The organism is Oceanococcus sp. HetDA_MAG_MS8 (assembly GCA_019192445.1).
Lineage (GTDB): Bacteria > Pseudomonadota > Gammaproteobacteria > Nevskiales > Oceanococcaceae > MS8.
Genome location: JAHCMK010000001.1, coordinates 505,911 through 525,412, shown reverse-complemented (window position 1 = coordinate 525,412; position 19,502 = coordinate 505,911). Strand labels below are relative to the sequence as shown.

15 protein-coding genes are annotated in these 19,502 nt (G+C 57.4%); 12 read left to right on the top strand and 3 right to left on the bottom strand.

Annotated elements, in window-relative coordinates; all coding sequences use genetic code 11:
• Window positions 1–67: 67 nt before the first annotated feature.
• Window positions 68–1,852: a metallophosphoesterase gene (locus KI787_02110; protein MBV6628727.1), complete on the top strand. Its 1,785-nt coding sequence runs from the start codon at window positions 68–70 to the stop codon at window positions 1,850–1,852.
• A 241-nt stretch (window positions 1,853–2,093) separates the two neighbouring features.
• Here KI787_02110 and KI787_02105 read toward each other — a convergent pair whose 3' ends face one another.
• Window positions 2,094–3,245 carry a Fic family protein gene (locus KI787_02105; GenBank protein MBV6628726.1) on the bottom strand — a complete coding sequence of 384 codons (1,152 nt, stop codon included), beginning with the start codon at window positions 3,243–3,245 and terminating at the stop codon, window positions 2,094–2,096.
• A 160-nt stretch (window positions 3,246–3,405) separates the two neighbouring features.
• Complete coding sequence (locus tag KI787_02100; GenBank protein MBV6628725.1) at window positions 3,406–5,775, bottom strand: neutral/alkaline non-lysosomal ceramidase N-terminal domain-containing protein; 2,370 nt, start codon at window positions 5,773–5,775, stop codon at window positions 3,406–3,408.
• A 197-nt stretch (window positions 5,776–5,972) separates the two neighbouring features.
• Here KI787_02100 and KI787_02095 point away from each other — a divergent pair, with 197 nt between their 5' ends.
• From KI787_02095 to KI787_02050, 10 genes are all read left to right on the top strand, one after another.
• Window positions 5,973–7,565, top strand: coding sequence for a hypothetical protein (locus KI787_02095; protein MBV6628724.1), 1,593 nt, complete (start codon window positions 5,973–5,975; stop codon window positions 7,563–7,565).
• 72 nt (window positions 7,566–7,637) lie between these two features.
• Window positions 7,638–8,963: a hypothetical protein gene (locus KI787_02090; protein MBV6628723.1), complete on the top strand. Its 1,326-nt coding sequence runs from the start codon at window positions 7,638–7,640 to the stop codon at window positions 8,961–8,963.
• 28 nt (window positions 8,964–8,991) lie between these two features.
• Entirely contained in the window at window positions 8,992–11,352 is a 2,361-nt protein-coding gene (locus tag KI787_02085; GenBank protein ID MBV6628722.1) for a hypothetical protein, read from the top strand.
• Window positions 11,353–11,482: 130 nt separating this feature from the next.
• Window positions 11,483–12,067, top strand: coding sequence for a pyridoxamine 5'-phosphate oxidase family protein (locus KI787_02080; protein ID MBV6628721.1), 585 nt, complete (start codon window positions 11,483–11,485; stop codon window positions 12,065–12,067).
• Between the two features lie 239 nt (window positions 12,068–12,306).
• Window positions 12,307–13,197: a hypothetical protein gene (locus KI787_02075; GenBank protein ID MBV6628720.1), complete on the top strand. Its 891-nt coding sequence runs from the start codon at window positions 12,307–12,309 to the stop codon at window positions 13,195–13,197.
• Window positions 13,198–13,475: 278 nt separating this feature from the next.
• The gene (gene folX / locus KI787_02070) at window positions 13,476–13,853 is read left to right on the top strand and encodes a dihydroneopterin triphosphate 2'-epimerase (GenBank protein MBV6628719.1); all 378 of its coding nucleotides are present in this window, start codon (window positions 13,476–13,478) and stop codon (window positions 13,851–13,853) included.
• Between the two features lie 28 nt (window positions 13,854–13,881).
• Window positions 13,882–14,553 (top strand): GTP cyclohydrolase I FolE, encoded by a 672-nt coding sequence (gene folE, locus KI787_02065; protein MBV6628718.1) that lies wholly within the window; start codon window positions 13,882–13,884, stop codon window positions 14,551–14,553.
• On the top strand, window positions 14,550–15,263 hold the full coding sequence (gene folM, locus KI787_02060) for a dihydromonapterin reductase (protein ID MBV6628717.1): 714 nt from the start codon (window positions 14,550–14,552) through the stop codon (window positions 15,261–15,263). Before folE ends, folM begins: the two co-directional genes overlap by 4 nt.
• Before the next feature lie 153 nt (window positions 15,264–15,416).
• Window positions 15,417–15,617 carry a hypothetical protein gene (locus tag KI787_02055; protein MBV6628716.1) on the top strand — a complete coding sequence of 67 codons (201 nt, stop codon included), beginning with the start codon at window positions 15,417–15,419 and terminating at the stop codon, window positions 15,615–15,617.
• The gene (locus KI787_02050; protein MBV6628715.1) at window positions 15,614–15,925 is read left to right on the top strand and encodes a TIGR03643 family protein; all 312 of its coding nucleotides are present in this window, start codon (window positions 15,614–15,616) and stop codon (window positions 15,923–15,925) included. Before KI787_02055 ends, KI787_02050 begins: the two co-directional genes overlap by 4 nt.
• A 347-nt stretch (window positions 15,926–16,272) precedes the next feature.
• On the opposite strand, the gene KI787_02045 is transcribed toward KI787_02050, so the two are convergent.
• Window positions 16,273–18,000: a hypothetical protein gene (locus KI787_02045; protein ID MBV6628714.1), complete on the bottom strand. Its 1,728-nt coding sequence runs from the start codon at window positions 17,998–18,000 to the stop codon at window positions 16,273–16,275.
• 239 nt (window positions 18,001–18,239) lie between these two features.
• Between KI787_02045 and KI787_02040 the strand changes: the two genes are divergently transcribed.
• Window positions 18,240–19,433, top strand: coding sequence for an MBL fold metallo-hydrolase (locus tag KI787_02040; protein MBV6628713.1), 1,194 nt, complete (start codon window positions 18,240–18,242; stop codon window positions 19,431–19,433).
• Window positions 19,434–19,502 lie beyond the last annotated feature (69 nt).

Here is a 19,502-nt window from a genome sequence, read left to right as displayed (position 1 = left end):
CCCCGGTTTGCTTCCCGGGTTTTGTTCTCTGGGGAGTAAAAGCCGGCGTATGACTAGGAGACAAGTCATGACATTCTCTGCTCGCCCTGGGGCGGCGCTCGCCCTCACCCTCTGCCTGGCTTCATGTATGGGCGATGGTCCGACAAACTCAGGCGCGCAGGTCGCGACGCAGCCCTCGGCCGTCAGCCCCTTCGCCCAATGCGCCACCTTTGCTCCGGATGATTTCGTCAGCCACACAGAGCTGGCCCCCGTGAACCTCTCGGCGCAATCGCAGCTCATGCTGCGCTTCATCCATATGTCGGACACGCACATCACCGACGATGATGGCCAGTTCACCAACGGGGCCAGCGTCATCGACCCCGCCTACCCTTCGGCGCAGCGGCTGCAAGAGGAATACAGCGATGAAATCCTGAACAACATGATCGGGCATATGAATGCCTGCCATGCGCAGTACCCCATCGAGTTCATGCTGGCCACCGGCGACATTACCGATCTGGGGACCATCGCCGAAACCCGCCGTTTCATCGACAACATGGACGGCACCTTCGACGGCCCTTCGGCCTTTGAAATGGCCTGTAGACAGAACCTGCCGGAAGGCGCTCCCGAGGAGCTGGTGCGCAGCCTGTGTCAGCGACCCACCGGCCTGGGCGTGGCCGATACCGAATCCACCATGCCCGACATCGACAACCCGGCTTACCAATTTCAGGTGAGCCGGACGGTGCTGCAAGTCATCAACACCGAAACCGCCGCAGCCACTGGGCGTTGGGCCGATGGCAGCACCGACCCCAGCCGGCAAACCCTGACCCAGGCTCCGGGGCTGCCTCAGCCGCTGCGCTGCGATGCCGGCCAAGGGGATTGTCCGAACACTCAGATGCAGATCCCCTGGATGGCCGCCTTTGGCAACCATGACGGCTACATTCGCGGCACCGTCGCCGGTGGCTTTGGCTTCAACGAAGCCAGTCTGGTCACGGGCCGGCATTTCATCATTCAGCAGAACGAGTTCATCGACGAGTTCTTCTTTACCCAGCCCTTCCCCGGCCCCATCGGCCATGGCTTCAATTTCGCCGATGACCAGCGGCGCAATGATGACAACGTCCGCAACGACGGTTACTACGCCTTTGATGCCGGCAATGACCGCCTGCGCATGATTGTGCTGAACACCATGTTCGACGGCATTGACGACCGCCTGGGCACCGATCTGGTCCGCAACCCCACAGCCGTGGCCTCGGGCTGGCTGGATGCAGACCAGTTTGCATGGCTGCAGGCCGAGCTGGAGCAAGCCTATGCCCAGCGCCAGCTGGTGATGGTGTTCAGCCACCATCCCGACACCTCCTTTGCCACCGGCGCCGAACTGCTGCTGCCCGCGAATGTCTCCCCGGCTGCCATCGATGCCGAACTGGCCAGTTGGCCCCATGTGCTGGCCTGGGTGGCCGGGCATACGCATCAACACAAAATCCGCGCCTTCACCGTCAGCGACGGCCTGGGCAGCAACGGCTCCATCGACACGCCGGTGCTGTGCAAGGTCGAAGGGGCCTGCCGCGGCTTCTGGCAGATCGAAACCGCGTCCTTGCTGGATCACCCCCAGGAACAGCGCCTCATCGAGGTCTACGACAACGGCGACGGCACCGGCACCATCCGCGCCCCAGTTTTCGGCCACACCCTCACAGAATTCCAGGACCTCGCCCGCATCGATCGCGGATGTACCCTCTTCCCAACTGGCCCGGATGACGTCACTAACGCCATCACCGCCCTCAGCCAGGGCTCGGCCTGCCTGGGCGGCGGCGTAACTGAAGGCAACCCTGCCGACCGCAATGTGAATCTGGGTTTTGTGATGCCGTGGAGCGAGAACTGAGCGACAGAGGCCATTCACCGTCTGCGGAACGCTGACATCGTGGAGACCGACTCCTAGACGCCGCCCAAACCAGTCGGCAAATGAAGACCCCTTTAAGCACTTTCAATGCTGACGCTCAGTTTGGAACCGCTCTGAAAAATTTGATGAAGCGTCCCCAAGCCTCTGAAGGCGACATGGGAGTGCCTGTATGGTGCCTTTTTTCGGACCTTGATCCTCATGGGTGAAACGATCGATGGAGGCCTCAACCCTGACTGTTAGAGACATGGCTCTTGTCCCATGCGACATGGTAGGCGCGCCCGCGTCCTTGCCCTTCAGGGCTCAAGAATCCCTTATCCACTAGGTCGGCCAAGTCTCGGGAGGCCGTGGCGTCAGAACAACGAGTCGTCCTCATGTACCGCCGATTTGTCATACCTTGCTTAAATCCGTCTCGACCGTGCTTGATGAGAAGTTCCAGAATTTCTTTCTGACGTACGTTTAGATTTGTACGTCCGGCCAGCGCCATGAGTTCTTCGGATCGGACAACGTCTTGGCCAACGGTTAATGTCCGATCAATGCTCTTGGTTATTGCCTGGATGCCCCATTGGCAGAATTCGTCAATGCTTAATTCGCCTTTCTGGGTTCCATTCAGCGCATCGTAGTAGGCGGATTTTTCACGCATGATTTCGTGCGAAAGAGCCCACCATCTGCCAGCAAGGCCTATAACTTCATGAGAGGCACGAGCAACAAGTCGGTCCCATAGAAGGCGTCCCGTTCGGCCATTGCCGTCCTCGTACGGGTGAATGGTTTCAAACCATAGGTGAGCGAGCGTGGCGTTTCTGAGTGTTCTAGATGTTTGAACGGACTCGATCCATTCAAGCATGCGATCAATTTCTGATTCGACCCGATCGCTTGGAGGCGCTTGGTAATGAACGATGTCGGGCTTGCCAGTGGGTGTCGGCGTCACGATCTGCATGTCATCGGCTTGATAGCGAAAAGCGCCCCTGAGTGTGGTGTCGAAGGGGTTCGCCCCAGCGATAGATGCTTCTTGCCACTGGTGCAGCGTCTCGGCAGTAATAGCGTCATTGGCGTTTTCGATAGCGTCCAAGAGGGCGTCAATGATCGGCGCGTGATTGCGGTCAATCTGTTGAGACGTAATCAAACCTTTTCGACGAAGGGCCGATGCGAAGAAGCTGTCACGAGACATCATGATGCCTTCGACTTCGTTTGATCCAATACCCTCATCAGTGATGAGCCTGGCTTCAGTCATCGCCCGCGATGTCTGGGACAAGCCTTTGGTAAATCCGGCTAGGCGAAGCAACTCATTCTTGGCCGTTTCCTCTAATGCTAGGCACTCGCTGCTGGGTGCCTCGAATAAGGCACGGGGCCAGTCGTTATCTTCCCAAATATAAGCCATGAAGCGATTGTAGCACCCAATCGCCTCATGGAATGAGGTGTTTTGGTAAGTAATCGCCTCAGAAGTTCATTTCTCAACGGCTGCTTCGGGCCCAAAGCAGAATTTGCCGCGCCAACCATGATTTCCAAACCCACGATTTATCAACGAGCGAGTCCATCAACTAAGGGCAAACCTCGAAGCCCCCCTCTACGCGAAAGCTATTAGAAGTCATTTCATAAGCTTGGGGCTGGGCCATGAGGTTGGAACGCGAGACGCCGCGCATCACCATACGGTAGGTCCCATCCGGGGTGTTTGCGGGGATGGTCCAGCGGGCTTCGCCTGCGCCGAAGCTGGACACCGGCAGTTCAATGGCCACGGGAAGCTGCGTCGCGTTCCAGCGGTAGACCAGCTCGGGGCTTTTGTCGGTGCTGACAAGCTCCCAATCTCCGGCGGCGTTTTGGCGTTCAACATCGACGTAGGAGCCATTTAGCTGCAGGTCATTTCCGGGGTGTCCAGCAACAATGGAAAACACGACGGCGTCGCCCTGCATGGAATCTGCGGGTTGAGCGAGTACAGTGCCGGGAGCACCTGCGGGATGCGGCGCTTCTATGGGGCCGGCCACCAAAGCCAGATCGGCTCTTGGTCCAGGGTTACGAAGCTCAGGTTGCTCTTCTTGGTTGACCAGGGCGCGGGCGAGATAAAGCGACTCCTGCTGCACGGCTGCCAAGGTCCATGGCCCGTATAGCGTCGAGGCCCCCTCATACTGCTGCGACTCATATTCTTCGCGGGTGGTCAGATAATGCACATAGTCATTGACCAGCCCGGCAATGACCAAGGTGTCGATGCCGGCACGGCTGAGCTCTGGCATGAGGGTGTCACGCAATCGGCGGGCCGCCATGGTGGTCACTTCCCAGGGCAGGCCTAATAAGCCCACATTGCCAATTTGAAATAACTGAAATGGCAGCTCTGCGGCCCCGCGCGGCAGCAGTACGGGCTTGTTGCCTTGGCAACTAAAGTCGCCCAGCAGAGGTGGCAGGGCCGCTACATTACAGAACACCGCGGACGACAAGAGCTGTCCCGGGATGGTCTGCGCAGGCCATCCCCCTGGGAAGCCCTCCAGCCTGGCATTGGCCAGTGTGGAGATATCTTGAGCAGCCGCGTCCAACAAAGACTGATCGGAGTCGCAGCTCAAGCCTTCCACCGTGGGGCCAGGCCCATCTTCGGCACCGGCCCCAAATGACACTCCCAAAATGCCATCGCAGGTACGTTTGGGCTCGGCATCCATGCCACTGGGGTGGTTCAAAGACGCAAGCACTTGCGGGTCGGTCACGGTGATTGCATTCATCGGCACCCAGATCAGCCGATAATCCACGGGGCCCACCACAGCCTCACCCGTTCCCAGCAACTCTATAGACCGTGCCAGCTGCTTGAGTGCGGAGATGCGATTAGAGTCGAAATCATCAACGCCACCGCCGCGTCGCGAGTCGGGGTGTGGGAAGTCTTCAATGAAGATATTGGGCGAGGCATCGCCTTCTACCGCCTGCGCGAAGGCGGCCACAAAATTGTCTTCACCCGGAGCTGCGGCATAGTCCGCGTCGAACAAGGCCTCCATGCCTAGGGCTGCAACGCCCTTGTTATCGCCACTCACAGTCGATTGACTAGGACCAATGACCGTCGGATGAATGCCGTACCAATTGATGAGGCTGGCAATGCTGTTATCCCCCCGCAGCATTTCCAGCTGGATCATGGATTTGTCCACCTGGGACTCCGCACCATCAACATTCAAAAAGGCCAGCCTCTCCGCTTCGGGGTTATTGGCATAAGCCGGCTTGGAGCGGTTGATGCTGGTATTGAGCAGCTCGCCCTTGGCCAGCCTCAGCTGGCCGGAGCCTTGCTGGGTTTGCAGACTTCGATGCGCCCGGCGAATGGCATCCACAGTGCCCAAGGTGAGCACCTGCAGGCCATTATTGCTGGATATAAAGCCCGTATTCGGATCGGAGTGTGTATGCGTGACCGATAACATCACATTGGCGCCGTCATAGCTGCCCTGTAACTCGGCGTCGGCCGCAATTTCGGCCAGGATGGCGTTGCGCAGCGCTGCGCTCATCAGCCCGGTATCGATGGAAACAAACATCACCCGTTTGCCATTGCAGGCCGATTCGATGGCGAAGGCCCGGGCGTATACGCGGGTATGCAGGGAGTCAAACACCTGCAGCGGGTTCACCCAGGCCGGGCTGGCCGTATCGGCAATCACGCCGGTCACGTCACTGCGCCCCATGCCAAACCGAAACGCATCGCTTTGTGAACAGGGACCATCGCCGTCAGCCACATAATCGCCATAATCGGGGTTCAGGCTGGGGGCGTCGATGCCGACGCCAATGGCGCGGCCGGGATCAGCAAGGATGCATTGACTAGCGGCTTGATCAACGATGTTTGCACGGGCGCCTTCGGCGGAGCCAGAGCGGCGATCATCGGAGTTGCAAGCGGCAAAAAGACTGAGGCTGATAACCAGCAGTCGTGTCGTGTTGCGTAAATAGCTATTCGTGGTCATGTATCCGTCCCTGTCGCCTCAGACGCGAGCTTAGCAAGCACGCCGCAAACACAGAGGCCGCCAGCGCCAGGAATTCACAAATCCCTCGTTATTACTACATCTTCTGCATCGACAGTTTGGGTGTAAGGCCTTAAAGTTATGGGCTATTGCGTTAGTAGCTGTTCTTGCTCGCGCATCGACAACCTTGGAGACATTTCATGCTGAGTTTTCCCCCTGCGCGGGCCTCGTGCGGCCTGCTGTGCAGCCTTCTTTTGTTCGGCTTCGTAGGCTGTGGTGGGGATCACTCCCAAACGCGGGCGGCAACATTGGCTGCTGGCGCACAAGAAACACGTCAAGGGCTGAGTTATGACGTGTATCTGGAGTCCGAGGTGGATGGAGAGACCATTGCCTTCACCGTGCATGAACCCGACATGCTGCAAGTGGGTGCCGCCTACCCCTTGCTGCTGCACAGCCATGGCTATTCCGGAACGCGAACCAACGCGGAGCAGAGAGCCACTGGCTCAGAAAGCTTCGATGGGCGCGTTCTTAGCAGCGGTTACGGCATTCTGAGTCTGGATGAACGGGGTCATGGAGAAAGCGGCGGCCTGATTCGCGTGCTCGACCCCGACTACGCCGGCGCCGATTGGCTGCAGGTCCTCGACTGGGCCGAGGCCAACCTACCCTGGGTCGCCGCTCCTAATGGCCCTGATGGCGAAGCCAATCTGTTGCTCGGCGCCTACGGTGGTAGCTACGGCGGCGGATTCCAGCAGCTGATTTACCGCATCGACCCCAAAGACCGGCTGGATGTGATGGCACCGGACATCACCTGGTATGACCTTAACGACAGCCTCTACCCCAATCGCGTGTTCAAAACCTATTGGGGCACCTTGTTGTCGGCCGGGGGAAATGTCATTGCCAATGGGCAACACCCTGAGGTGAACGCCGGCTTGGCGCTTGGCCTTGCGGCCAACCAACTCACTGCAGAGCAGCAGTTTCTGCTGTATCGCAACAGCTTGGCCTACAACTGTGAAGGCAACGGCCGGCCCTTAAGGCCCATCGACGCGCTGTATTCACAAAGCGCCATCGATACCCTCTTCAATTTCAATGAAGCCATCAATAACGTGGACTGTGTCGGCGCCCTGGGCGGTGATGTACGACTGATGGTGAAGCCCTCCGGCCACTCCGGCGGCGAACATTCACGTTGCGGCGCATTAGAACTCGACGACGCACGCTTTGCCTTCTTTGAAGAGCATCTCTACAACCGTAAAGGCGCGGCAGACGCCGTGCCCCAGTATTGCTTCCACCTGGACGCTGGCGGGGATGCGGCCATCATTCTGGATGAGATCCCACGCGGAGCGAAGCAGCCGCAGAGCGCTGCGGTCGAGGTTGAAGCCAGCAATGTGGTGCTGCATGAAGCGGCAGATCAACTCAGTGGGCCGGTGGTCATGGACCTCGGCATAGAGATTTCCAGGCCGCAAGCTCTGGTGGGTTTGCCACATATTCAGTTGGCGGTGCGCGACCCCATTTTGGGCTTGGAGGGCTTGGGCGACCCTATTCTGTTTGCAGCTATTGGCCGGTCCAGCGACGGCGGCGCAAGCTGGGAAGCCTTGATGGATCAGTACCAGCCCTTCCGTGGCTATGGCGTGTTCACCGATGACATGGTGGGCTTGTCGGTGTCCTTGGAGCCCGGCGACCGCTTAGCCTTGTTGATCTACCCCTCTCAAACCACTCAATACCCTAGCTCCGGAACGCTGCTGCCGACTCTGGTCAACCTCAGCGCCAGCCTGCGTATTCCCCTGGTTAATCGCTAAGGCGGCGTGGTTTTGCTCTGCGCGTTTGCACCCACATTACAACGCGGATGTTTGCGCTCGTGGGTGACATTCATGCGTGATTTTCTCAAAGTGGCTGCCTTTGGCCTCATTTTGGGGGGCTGCAGTTCTGGTGAGGTGCCGCCGGATGATTCACCGTTGGTGGATCATTTCGCCGCCAATACGCCGGGTGACCGCCTCCCAGAATGTGCGGACTCTGGGGGCAGCGACCCCATCGCTGACTATCAGTGCCGCTGGGAGTATCGCGCGCTCTTTCTGCAGAACAAGCTGGGCTTAACGCTGCCGCTGGTCGCCTCGGAAACGCTGGCTACCCACAACTCTTATAACTCCACCCACTATTTCAACAGCTTGGAGGGAGGGATTGCCCAGGCTGATCCGAATCAGCAGATCAGCATTCTGGACCAGCTACGGCTGGGCGCCCGCGGGCTGGAGTTCGATGTGCATTTCAACTGGCATATCCCCTCTTTATCCCAGCAAGCCCTGCTTTGCCATAGCGTGTGCTCCGGAAACGACCGGCTGCTGCGCAAGGGCCTGCAAGAGATCGCCGATTTCTTCATGGAGCCCGCCAACAGCCGCGAGGTGGTGCTGCTGGATATTGGCGATGGCGACAAAGGCGACCAGGCTGGCCATCTCGCCATTCTCGACGACATCGAAGCCACTTTGGGCGGCATCATTTTTCGACCCCCTGCGGACGGCAGCTGCCATACCTTTCCCCTGCAGCTCAGCAAGCAAGACATCCTTGAAGCCGGCAAACATGTGCTCATCCATGGTGGCTGCGGGATTGGCGAGTCGTGGACCGCGACCGTGTGGGCCAACGACCGCAAGCAAAAAGCCAATGATGGTTTTGACGCCTTCCCCGACTGCGAGTCTGAGTTCTTCAGCGCCGAGGATTACGCCAATCGCTATATACGGCTTTGGGAAGACGCCACCTTCATCGGGTCCTTCCGGCCGCTAGAAGCCATCGATGGCGGAGTCGCCGCGCAGATGCAGCGCTGCGGCGTCAACATGATTTCAGTGGACATGCTCCAGCCGCAGGATGATGTATTAACCGGCGTGATTTGGTCCTGGGCGGCTGAACAACCCCCTGTGCACGACGGGCAAAGCTTGTGTGCCAAACACAATGCCAGCGGCCGCTTTGAAGCCATCGATTGCCAAACGCGCCTGCCGGTAGCTTGTACCCGGAACGATGGTGAGTACCTCATTGCGCGCACACCTGTGAGTTGGGACGCAGCCGCACAAACCTGCACGGCTTTGAGCGCGCGTTTTGCCGTTCCACGCTCTGCATCGCGCAGCCAGCAACTGGTTCAACGCAAGACCGAGTTTGGAATCACCGAACTCTGGATCAACAGCTCTGAAACCGAAGACAACCTCTGGCACTGAGGCGATGGATTTGATCAAGAGAACAACTATGAATACCGTCAGCCCAAAGGGCCTCCTGCCTCTATCAATCTGCGCTCTCGTTGTTGGTTGTGGGGGCGGGAACTCCGCAGCGACCCCTGCAGACAGCTCTGCTGAGGGTTCTGAGCTTCCACCGCCCTTGATGACCTGCGTCACCGACAAGAGCCAGATTCCCGTGGACCCTGGACTGCCTTCCGTTGCCAGTGGGCCACGACCGGGGCCCGATATTCTCTACGCCCCCGCGCCTCAGCCTGCCGTACTACAGAACCACGACCCTCGCTTTCGAGCCCAGCCGATCTTGGTGCAAGGAGCCGAAGCCTACGTGGATGGCGAGTACCTCTACCAGGATTACATCTACGACGACTACGGCTCAGACGTCAGCAATGATGACCTCAACGAAATTCCGGTCACCGTAGGAAACTCCGGCCTGAATGGCCTGGAGCAACGGGTTGGAGACATCGACTACCCCACCAACTTCGACCGCTACGGTGGCAATGCCGCAGATTTAGTGGAGTTCCGCATCAGTCATGGTGATAGCGACATTGCTTACCGGGTCACGCTCAACACATTGCTAGAGCCGGATACCACCATGGTCGCCATCGCATTCGACATGGATACCAGTGAGGCCACAGGCGTAGCCACTCTTAGCCGCGACCCCGGCTTGCCTTTTCCAGGCACCGATGAGGTGATCTACCTCTGGGGAAGCGGTGCTGAGCATGTGCGGTTTACCCCCGATGGCTCCGTGGCCAGCGCACTGCCGATCACCACGCGACTGGATGCGAACCAAATGTGGGTCACGGTGCCACGCTCGATCCATGACCCAAGCGGCAAGGTCGGTGTCACTGTCGCTGCCGGGCTTTACGACCTGCAAACCGGGGGCTGGTTAATGCCCTTAACCAGCGCTCCTACCGAAACGCAGCCCGGAACCATCAAGCAGGGGCTTTTCGACCCCAACCCCAGCGCGGTCTTCAACCTGGGATTTCGCTTTGATGAGCCCATCCGCTCGCAAAACACTCCGCCCGACACCCTGCAATCTGCCGCCATACGCAGCAAGGACATTGGCTCGTACAAACATGTCATTGCCTATGACGACCTCGCGCAGGGCATCAATCGAGACAACATCCCAGGTGTTGGGACTCAGAACCGGATTCTGGCCAGTCACTTCTCCGTAAATCGCGATGGGACGATCAACAGGAACGGCACTGCCGAGGGGCGTGATCTCAGCGCCGAACCGGATTATCTCGGGGTGCTTCAGCCCTATGCTCTGTACATACCGCAAGCCGCCGAGACCGGCCAGCCCTTACCCATTCACTGGGCCTTTCATTCCAACGCCCAGGAGCATTGGCAATACAACGGGTCGACTTATGTGCAGCAGATCGGCGAGGCCCTCAACGCCTTTGTTCCTACAACCCTGGGGCGAAGCCCCACCAACTGGTATGACAATGAGGCCGAAGCGGATGTGTTTGAGGTGTGGGCCGACATCGCCCGCCACTTTGACGTTGACGCCAACAGAGTAGCCGCCACCGGATACTCCATGGGCGGTTACGCCAGTTATCGCCTGCCCATGCTTTATCCCGACCTCTTTGGCAAAGCCTTCACCCAGGTCGGCCCACCCGGAGAGGGCATGTGGTTGCCACCCAATGAGCCTACGGCGGGCGCTAGCACGCTCACCAATCGCTTACTGGAGAATGTTCGGCACATTCCCTACATGAACATTGCCGCAGCGCTAGATGAGCTCGTCCCCTACCCTGGCCCACAGGCGCAAAATCTCGGTAATCCCCTGCTTGGAATTCGCGGTTTTGCGGATTTGGACTACCAGTACCGGTTTCTCAGCTTTCCTACGGCCGAGCATTACACCCTGTTCCTGCTCGACAACTACCCCATGGCGACGGAGTTCCTCAAGGACGTCAGCGTGGACCGAAACCCGGCGCGGGTGACTTATAGCTACCTACCGGCAGAAGACAACCTGGACTATGGCTTAGTTCATGACCATGCCTACTGGATATCAGACATCGCCTTGGCCAATAGTAATGACACGGTCGCCAAAGGTACCGTCGATGCCATATCGCATGCTTGCGGCTATGCCAGCCCCACCGGCACGCCGGGTGCCACAGCAGGGTTTTTGCCGCTGCCTTATGCAGAAGTGAACAATAGCTGGGGCGATGCTCCAGCCACCCCACCCGAAAATAAGCTCAGCCTTAGCCTGACCAATGTTGCCGCCCTCCGACTGGATCTGGCGCGGTCGGGTATTGATATTCAAGACGAAGTCATCATTAACATCAGCTCCGACTCGCCTGGCAGCGTGATGTTTGAGCACAACGCTGCAGTTTTTTCCTACGAGACAGGACAAACGCAGCTAATACTCCGATAACGCCAGCCCATCCATTTTTGGCGTATTGATGATAAGCGTCGCGATTTTCACCGCTTGCCCAGGCGGTTCGCGCGCAACTAAACCCATGCTGCCGGCGTAACTCAGCACACATTGCCGGGCGAGCAACTCCATGAACCAAGCGGCAGCAGAGGCACCCTACAACTGGGTCAACTCCTTGCGACAAGCCATCAAAAAGAACCGGCGCGAGGCGCATAACCGCTATGTGCAAATCGCAACTGTTGGTAGCAATGGGCAACCGGCCGTTCGGACCTTAGTCTGTAGACAATTCGACCATCAGCAACACCGGCTGTTGATGGTGACGGATCAACGCAGCCAGAAAACAGAACATATACGCACAAACCCGGCCGCCGAAGCCTGCTGGTATTTCACGCGCACGCGGGAGCAATTCCGCTTAGCCGGCACGCTCCGCCTCATCCACGCTGAGCATCATGCAGCCCAAAGCCGCCTGGAACTGTGGGCGACGCTCTCAGACAGTGCGCGCGCCCAGTTTCATTGGCTCAGTCCGGGAGAGCCTGTGAGTGATGAACGCCACGAATGGGAGAGCGTCTGCTTAGACAAGCCACCTCCAAACTTTTGCGCTTTGATATTGCAGATTGAGGCTGTCGATCACCTACGCCTGCAAAAGCCACAACAGCGGTGGCAATCGCAGCGGGGTGTAGAGGGCGATTGGGTGTATCAGGAGGTCAATCCATAGTTAGACCTCATTGGTTCTGGCCCAGACGGCCGTTGCTGGCACCCCTCCGCGGGACTTTGGCCAAGGTCATTCTGCAAGCCAGGTTAGTCATGGCCGAGTGCACCCTGGCTAGCCTGTCAGACAAGGCCCACACAAAATCAGACGCAGATGACAGCAGCTGCCTGCATACGGCGGGCTATACACCTTGCCCTAATGGCTAAAGTTCAGGCTATCGTTTAACACTATGGGACAGGCTCCTGATGACCAACCGTTTTATTCCCCTGCTGCTCGCTATGGGTGTGACCATACCCTTAACAGGCTGTTTAGAAGCCAACAGTGGCTCAGCTGGTAGTGGCTTTGATGGGGGTAGTGGGCCCTTTGAGCAATCCGTCAATCCGGATTCTGGCATTGATGACCAGGGCAACACCACGGGCGACGGGAGCAATAGCCAAACAGCCTTCCCCAACGACGGAAGTGTTGGTGGTCAGATTGTTCAAAACGGTGAAGTCGTTGTCTCCAGCGGCCCCTTTGAGGAGCAAACCCTGGGCTTCGTTTGTACCCGAAGCTTAAGCACTTTCGGTGGCGTTGACCTTGAGGTCTCAGCCGGGGGCTTAGTGGGTAGCGTTGTGGGTGGGCTTTTAGACCTGCTCTCCGGCGATAGCGTCAATGCTCTGCTCAACAGCGTGAACGATCGCGTGCTTGCTCTCGATGGCGACCTCACCACCGCAGCAGTTGTCACTCAAACCGCAGCCGGGCTATTAGGGTCGTTGAATTCCCTGGATATCTTGTTTTCGTTACCGGAAGGACAGCAGATCGGTTTGAACCGCTTCGCAGTTGCCACTGTAAGCTTCCCGCCCTCTTTGCTCGACCTTGGCCTGCTATCCAGTATTTCCTTAGATACGTTGCTGGATGGAGAGGTGCAGGAAAGTGGCGCCCAGATTGACGCCAGCGGCTTATCCCTGCTGGGCTTCAGCACGGACCAAATCGCTGGTGGCACCCATGCCTTGGTGGGTTACCGTACCAGCCAACCTTACGACCAAGTTCGTCTGAGTTTCAGTTCAGATTTGCTAAGCGCCGATCTGGGCCAGAACGTATTTGTGCATGAAATCTGCACGGATGGCCGCTTTGTAGAGCCTCCGGCCACACAATAAGCCTACACATACCGCGGCCCCGCCCTACCTCGTGTACGGCGGGGCCTTTTTTTGTCTGGCATACCTAGCCTGCGCTCCGTGGGCAACGGTCGCTTTACTTGATGACTCGAGGGGCTCTATCCCGCCGCCGTCTGCTTGCATCGATCCGTCGTCTAGGTCTTGTATAGGCCCATGAACGACGGCCATTCACATTTTTGGGCCTATCCCCTCCCATTTTCTGCCAGCCTCTGCTATCTTTTGGTTGCCCTGTCTTGGTTTTGTACACCTGTGGAGTTGCCGTGAGCGCCGTTCTTTGTTCCATTGCCACCATACGCATCACGAATTTACGGCTGCGCACCTTCATCGGCTTCAACCCCGAGGAGCAAGCGAAGCCACAAGATGTGGTGATTCAAGTGGAGATTGACCACCTCATCAATCCGGGTATTGTGGATGACGAGGTAGACGCTGCACTGAATTACAAGACCATCACCAAAGCAATCATCGCCCATGTGGAGAATGGCCGATTCCTGCTGCTGGAACGATTGGTGCACGAGGTGTTGAACATTTGCTGTACACACTCCGCCGTGCGTAGAGCGCAAGTCACTATTGATAAGCCGCATGCACTGCGATTTGCAGACTCTGTCGCGGTCACTCTAGAACATAAAAAAACCGATTAACCCTACCCTGCAGAGAACCACAATGACCATGAATGCTGTTCGTCTTGCGACTCAGCCTGAGCTGAGCCCAGAAGCCCGACTTGTGCGCGATGCCCTCATCGAGCAGGGGCTTGAAACCCCAATGTTGGACAATGGCCTAAGCGCCGAGCAGAAGTATGAGCGCATCAAATCTTCCATGACCGAGGTGATGCGCACGCTCGGTTTAGACCTCGCTGACGACAGTCTTATGGAAACTCCGCACCGCATCGCCAAGATGTATGTGCACGAGATCTTCTCCGGCTTGGACTACACCAAATTCCCCAAGTTGTCCGTCATCGACAACAAAATGCGCGTGGATGAAATGGTGAAAATTCGGGATATCGACCTGATCAGCACCTGCGAGCACCACTTTGTGACCATCGACGGTAGCGCCAAAGTGGCCTACATCCCGAAGAATAAAATTATTGGCCTATCCAAAATTAACCGGGTGGTTCGTTTCTTCGCGCAACGACCCCAGGTACAAGAACGCCTCACCCGCCAGATTCTGGTGGCCCTGCAAACCCTGCTGGACACCGACGATGTGGGTGTCAGCATTGACGCGACACACTATTGCGTGAAGTCTCGCGGCGTACAGGATGCCAACTCCAACACCAGCACTGTGGCACTGGGAGGCTGCTTCTCCGAGAATCCGTACCGGCGTTCCGAGTTTCTCAACACATGAAAACTGGGCATGTGCTGATTACCGGCGTAGGGCGTCGGGCTGGCTTATTTCTGGCGCAGACAATGCTGCAGCGCGGGATCCCCGTGATTGGGACTTTTCGCACGGAATACCCCAGCTTAGAAAAGCTACGTGAGCGAGGTGCAGAGCTGCACCGCTGCGACTTTAACGATGAAGGCAGCGTCCACGCTTTGATTGAAGCTGTTCAGGCTCAACATGCTGATCTGCGATGCATGATTCACAATGCATCGCAATGGCTCAGCGATAGCGCCGACCTGGCCCTGCCCGAGATTATGGCCACCATGATGCGTGTGCATGTTGGCGTACCCTACCAGCTCAATATGTCGCTGGCGGCACTGCTGCAGAAACACCCAGGCGCACCCGCTGACATCATCCATATTGGAGACTACGTCAGCAGTCACGGCAGCAAGAAGCATATTGCCTACGCAGCCAGCAAAGCTGCACAGGACAATCTCACCATGTCTTTCGCCCAAAAGCTCGCCCCCAAGATCAAGGTCAACAGCATTGCACCAGCCCTGCTTCTCTTCAACGAAGGTGACGATGAGGCCTACCAAGCCAAAGCCAAAGCCAAAAGCTTGATGGAAAAGGAAGGTGGCTTCGGTGAACTGCAAGCAACAGTGGATTACCTGATGCAAAGCGAGTACATCACTGGGCGCGTATTGGCATTAGATGGCGGGCGGCACCTGCGCTAAGCCCTGCAATAGCAAAGGAGCATTCGCTGTACTTCCGCGGAATCGTCTTCTGAACCCACTGAGATAGTACTCCGCGCAAAAGATTAGGCATTGGGAGGGATCCACCGGAGGCCAAGTCGTGGTCTTCGTGCTTCACACTCATTCGAGGCCGTTATGACGCGTCGCACATCACCCAACCAGATTCACAGCGCCGATGATCTCAGCCGCATGAGCGACATCATTCAGGACAAGCGCTACGGCAAACGCGCCAAAGCCAAAAAGCAGCGACGTAACCGCCATTACGAGAAGCAGTTACTGCAAACCGCCGTACTTCATAAGGTGGTCGATGAACAGTCTGGTCTAGACGAATCATGAGATCCAACACCCCGACTGCGCAGACAACAGGCAGCCCCAAAGCACGCTCAAAAGCCACTGATTTGAGTGCTGCAGACAAATCCCGCATCATAGAAATGGCCTGGGAGGACCGCACACCTTTTGAAGCCATAGAGCGCAACTACGGCCTGCAGGAAAAACAGGTGATTCGCTTCATGCGCCGCGAGCTAAAACCCTCCTCCTTTCGCTTATGGCGTCAGCGCGTGACCGGACGCAAAACCAAGCATGGTCAGAAACGCCCATCAGGGGTACTCCGCGGCTACGCTCATGGACAGTACAAGCCGCGTTAAACGCGCCTCCCCAAGCTCGCTTTACGACATCTCTGTCCGCTCGATAATTTCGTACTCTGGGCCTTGCGGCGGATGTTTCTCTAGTGTCCTGTCTCCGAAGTTCGTTACATATCAGCGAGTCAGAACGCGGTGTGCCGCTAGGCGCGCTCGCGCAGGAATGGTTGTTCCATTTCAAGCGAGCGCAACACCGCGGAACGCCGCGTTCTGGCTCGCCCGCAGGGAGCCCCTCAAATCGCCCGCTACCGCGTTGCGCTCCTTGGCAAGGGAATGACCATTCCCGGCGGAGCGCGCCTTGTATCGAACGATTTGAGGGGCTCTGATATGCAACGAACTTCGGAGACAGGACACTAGGGATAGCGGATGTCGACTAAGTTCGCGCAGAGGCTACTCAAAGCCCCGCGTGAAGCGCATTCCTTTAGTGCCTCCTTGGCCAGTGCAGCGACTGCGGGGTGCGATTGGTCCCATGCTCCGCTTGGCAACATCGGCAGGTCTTCGGGCCCAGCTACGCCGTCCAAAGCAGTGAGCACAGGGCATTCCGCATTGCGGTTTTGCACCTCAAAACCTAAAGCCTGCGCGGCGTCTTGCAGTGTGCAAATAATATGTGTCCCGATGCTGGGAGATACCATCAGCGTCCAATGGTCGGCACAACCGGGTTCCTTGGCGACGCCTAGACTATCGAGAATCTCCGTTTCCGGGCACCCAGCCAGCCATGCCGCTCCCCCCTCGAATAACTGAGCATAGGTTTCTGGCTCATGGACCATATAGCCGAAGAAATCGTTGGCGGCCCCCAGTACAAAGTAGGCTTGAGCACCCATCACCCGCTGCTGCTCACGCAGCACATGCTCAAGCTCTCCGAAGGGCTCGCCGGGAAATGTGGAAATGAAAACCTCGCCAATGGCAATAGCGCTAATGTGGGTACCGAACACCGTGCCTTGTAAAAAAGGCGGGGTGAGGGTGCGATCAATGCGTACATCTACGCCGTCACCAGGGGTGCCCGGCTGATTGGTTGGTAGCCCCGGCTTGTAGTTGAGCAACAGTACTGGCTGAGCGATTGACTCGCGAATAAAGGTGGTTTGTACAAGAACGTCCTCACCAATGACGGGCTGCAAATTCTTCTCGGCGGCTTCTAGCAAGCGAAGCAATCTGCCGCGAGCTTCGACTTCGCGCTCTTGCGCGCCTCCCTCGCCCTTATTCCAGTCGGTTCCACCCATGGTGCCCAAAGTTGCTAAGCCCCGACCACCGTAGCGAGCCTCAGCCTCCTGGGTAGCCCAGGCTGCCCAGTCGCCGGTGAGTTTGTCGGTGGCCACGCCGTTCCAAACCGTGGCATGCGGGGAGTAGTTCATCCACGTCAGTAGGCGGCGCCCATCCTCCGCCGCTTCGGCGACGAGCACCCGAAACTCATTACTCGGATTGCCTCGGGACTCATCCGCCGCAGGCGGCGCTGCGTAGGCGGAAGACTCAACCTTGGTGACTCCTGCAACCGGCTGGGTATTTTGATTCACGGCGGCCACAAACAGTTTGGCGGGAACTTGGTTCGCAACCGCTTGTACAGAAGCTTGCACAACCGCTTCTGCGGTTATCCGAAGATAATCTTGGCTCACTCCACCCCAGATACCGATGGTGTCGGGGGCGTTATGGGAATGGTCGCTGACGACGACAATGTTGCTAATCGGCACTCCAGTCTCTTGGCTAATTCTTGAGCGCATGTCGAAAATGCCATTCGGCCCGCCCTGTTCAGGCTTATATGCGGCGAAGTAGCCAATATTCGACGTGGTCGCCAGAACGAAAGACTGGCCATTCTTCCCGGTAATGGCCATCGCCTTGACCAACAGCGGATCAGCGATCGCTTCGGCGGAACTGGCATCAACACGTCGACCACAAAGTGTCGCTCCTCCTCCGACACAGATGTCACCGCTTGGATTATGCAATGCCTCCGCGGTACCAACCTTGAACGACTCTGCAGCCACGAGTTGCCCGGTAGAGTCGTTCTCTGACTCTGTGCCACAGCCTACGAGTATCAATCCCGTTAGGACAGCCGCAACAGCGCCCCTCAGGCGAGCTATTCCCCAAACCATCGCAATTGTCTCCTCATTGATGCGCCCCACGCGCACCCATGGCCGCAGACTAAGGGCGGGCCGTCGAAAAAGGCAAGGTATGGATATTGCGAACCAGGCGTGTTCTTCAGCTCGCCAGAGATCAATCAATGACCAGCGATGAATGGGAATCAGGCTAAACTGCCATACCAGAGGAGACGCAATAGAGAAGGTTATTGATGGCGACTAAGAACGCATTCGCGTGTATGTGCTGCATTGTCGTGTCCACAACATTCAGCGGCTGCGAAACAGCCTCACAGCCACTCACGCAATCCCAGACCACTCTCCCATCGCAGACCTACAAACCCTCGGGTAAGCGTTTCACATTGGATGAGTGGCAGGCACTGCCAATACAAAAAGTCAGCTCTGACACGCAGCTTGCGCGTGAGCAGCTACTTGGACCGAAGCCGCTAGACCCCGATGCCGTGAAAATTTGGTGGTTCGGCGTTTCTAGCTTCATCATGAGCGCCGGCGGCCATCTTTGGCTGATGGATGCCTGGGAACCCATCGGCATACAGGCCAACTATGTGCCAATTGGACGAGAAGAACTGGCTGCCATTCAACCTGAGGCAATTTTCGTGGGCCATGGACACTTCGACCATATGGCGGACGCGGGATACATTGCTGGGCGAAGTGGGGCTGTGGTCGTTGGCTCTGAAGAGATCTGCTCAACAGCACAAGCAGATGCTGCAGCCGATGGTTTGGAACAGTCCTTTGATTGCCTCATCACAGGCACGGCAGATACACCCGCCCCAGGAGTCACTCAACAGGTCAGGCTATGGCAAAGCTTGGGCGAGGTTTCAATTCTTCAGCACATCCATAGCGCATTATCGCCACAAACCTATGAGCCGGGAGACACGCCCTTCATCCATATTCCTAATCTTCTGCCTTACCTTGGATACCTCAATAGCGACCCAGAAGAGTTGCTCCGCTTCCTGGGAACCTTGAGGGACGAACAAGGAGGCACCTGGGCCTATCATTTCCAGATCGGCGACTTCACATTGCTTTGGCACGATTCCACGGGACCGATCATCGATTCCACGGAAGAAGGGCTAGCGGTACAACAGGCACTGAATCAGTTTCCGCAATGCGTCGATGTGCAAATTGGAGCCATTGTAGGGTTCAACCAACCCTTGTCTGGTTTACGAGATCCACGCCTCTATGTGGAACATGCTCACCCAAGGGTGTTTTTGCCCAGCCATCATGACGCTTGGGCCCCTGTTATTGGCGGCGGGGCAGCAGCCTATGAAACACAGTGGCAACGCGAAATGGCCAGCTTGGAGAACCCCCCTTTAGTTGATTACCTCAGCGACCCCGTCGACTACATGCAAGCGCGAGTCTATGATCTGAAGGATCCGATCTGGACCGAAGCCATGCCCGGTTCGTCCTGCGCCATGAGAGATCGTGCCAACTAGGTCTCCAGCGGTCTGGCTAATGGCGGTGCGTTGTAGGATGCCCAAGAGGGAAAACTACGGTCTGAGTGT

Excerpts from the sequence above, each read along its gene's own strand:
- KI787_02045 (MBV6628714.1), bottom strand. The coding sequence starts at position 18,000 with ATGGTTTGGGGAATAGCTCGCCTGAGGGGCGCTGTTGCGGCTGTCCTA.
- KI787_02080 (MBV6628721.1), top strand. The coding sequence starts at position 11,483 with ATGAACCAAGCGGCAGCAGAGGCACCCTACAACTGGGTCAACTCCTTG.
- KI787_02085 (MBV6628722.1), top strand. The coding sequence starts at position 8,992 with ATGAATACCGTCAGCCCAAAGGGCCTCCTGCCTCTATCAATCTGCGCT.
- KI787_02055 (MBV6628716.1), top strand. The coding sequence starts at position 15,417 with ATGACGCGTCGCACATCACCCAACCAGATTCACAGCGCCGATGATCTC.
- folM (MBV6628717.1), top strand. The coding sequence starts at position 14,550 with ATGAAAACTGGGCATGTGCTGATTACCGGCGTAGGGCGTCGGGCTGGC.
- KI787_02105 (MBV6628726.1), bottom strand. The coding sequence starts at position 3,245 with ATGGCTTATATTTGGGAAGATAACGACTGGCCCCGTGCCTTATTCGAG.
- KI787_02095 (MBV6628724.1), top strand. The coding sequence starts at position 5,973 with ATGCTGAGTTTTCCCCCTGCGCGGGCCTCGTGCGGCCTGCTGTGCAGC.
- KI787_02100 (MBV6628725.1), bottom strand. The coding sequence starts at position 5,775 with ATGACCACGAATAGCTATTTACGCAACACGACACGACTGCTGGTTATC.
- KI787_02050 (MBV6628715.1), top strand. The coding sequence starts at position 15,614 with ATGAGATCCAACACCCCGACTGCGCAGACAACAGGCAGCCCCAAAGCA.
- KI787_02075 (MBV6628720.1), top strand. The coding sequence starts at position 12,307 with ATGACCAACCGTTTTATTCCCCTGCTGCTCGCTATGGGTGTGACCATA.
- KI787_02110 (MBV6628727.1), top strand. The coding sequence starts at position 68 with ATGACATTCTCTGCTCGCCCTGGGGCGGCGCTCGCCCTCACCCTCTGC.
- folE (MBV6628718.1), top strand. The coding sequence starts at position 13,882 with ATGAATGCTGTTCGTCTTGCGACTCAGCCTGAGCTGAGCCCAGAAGCC.
- KI787_02090 (MBV6628723.1), top strand. The coding sequence starts at position 7,638 with ATGCGTGATTTTCTCAAAGTGGCTGCCTTTGGCCTCATTTTGGGGGGC.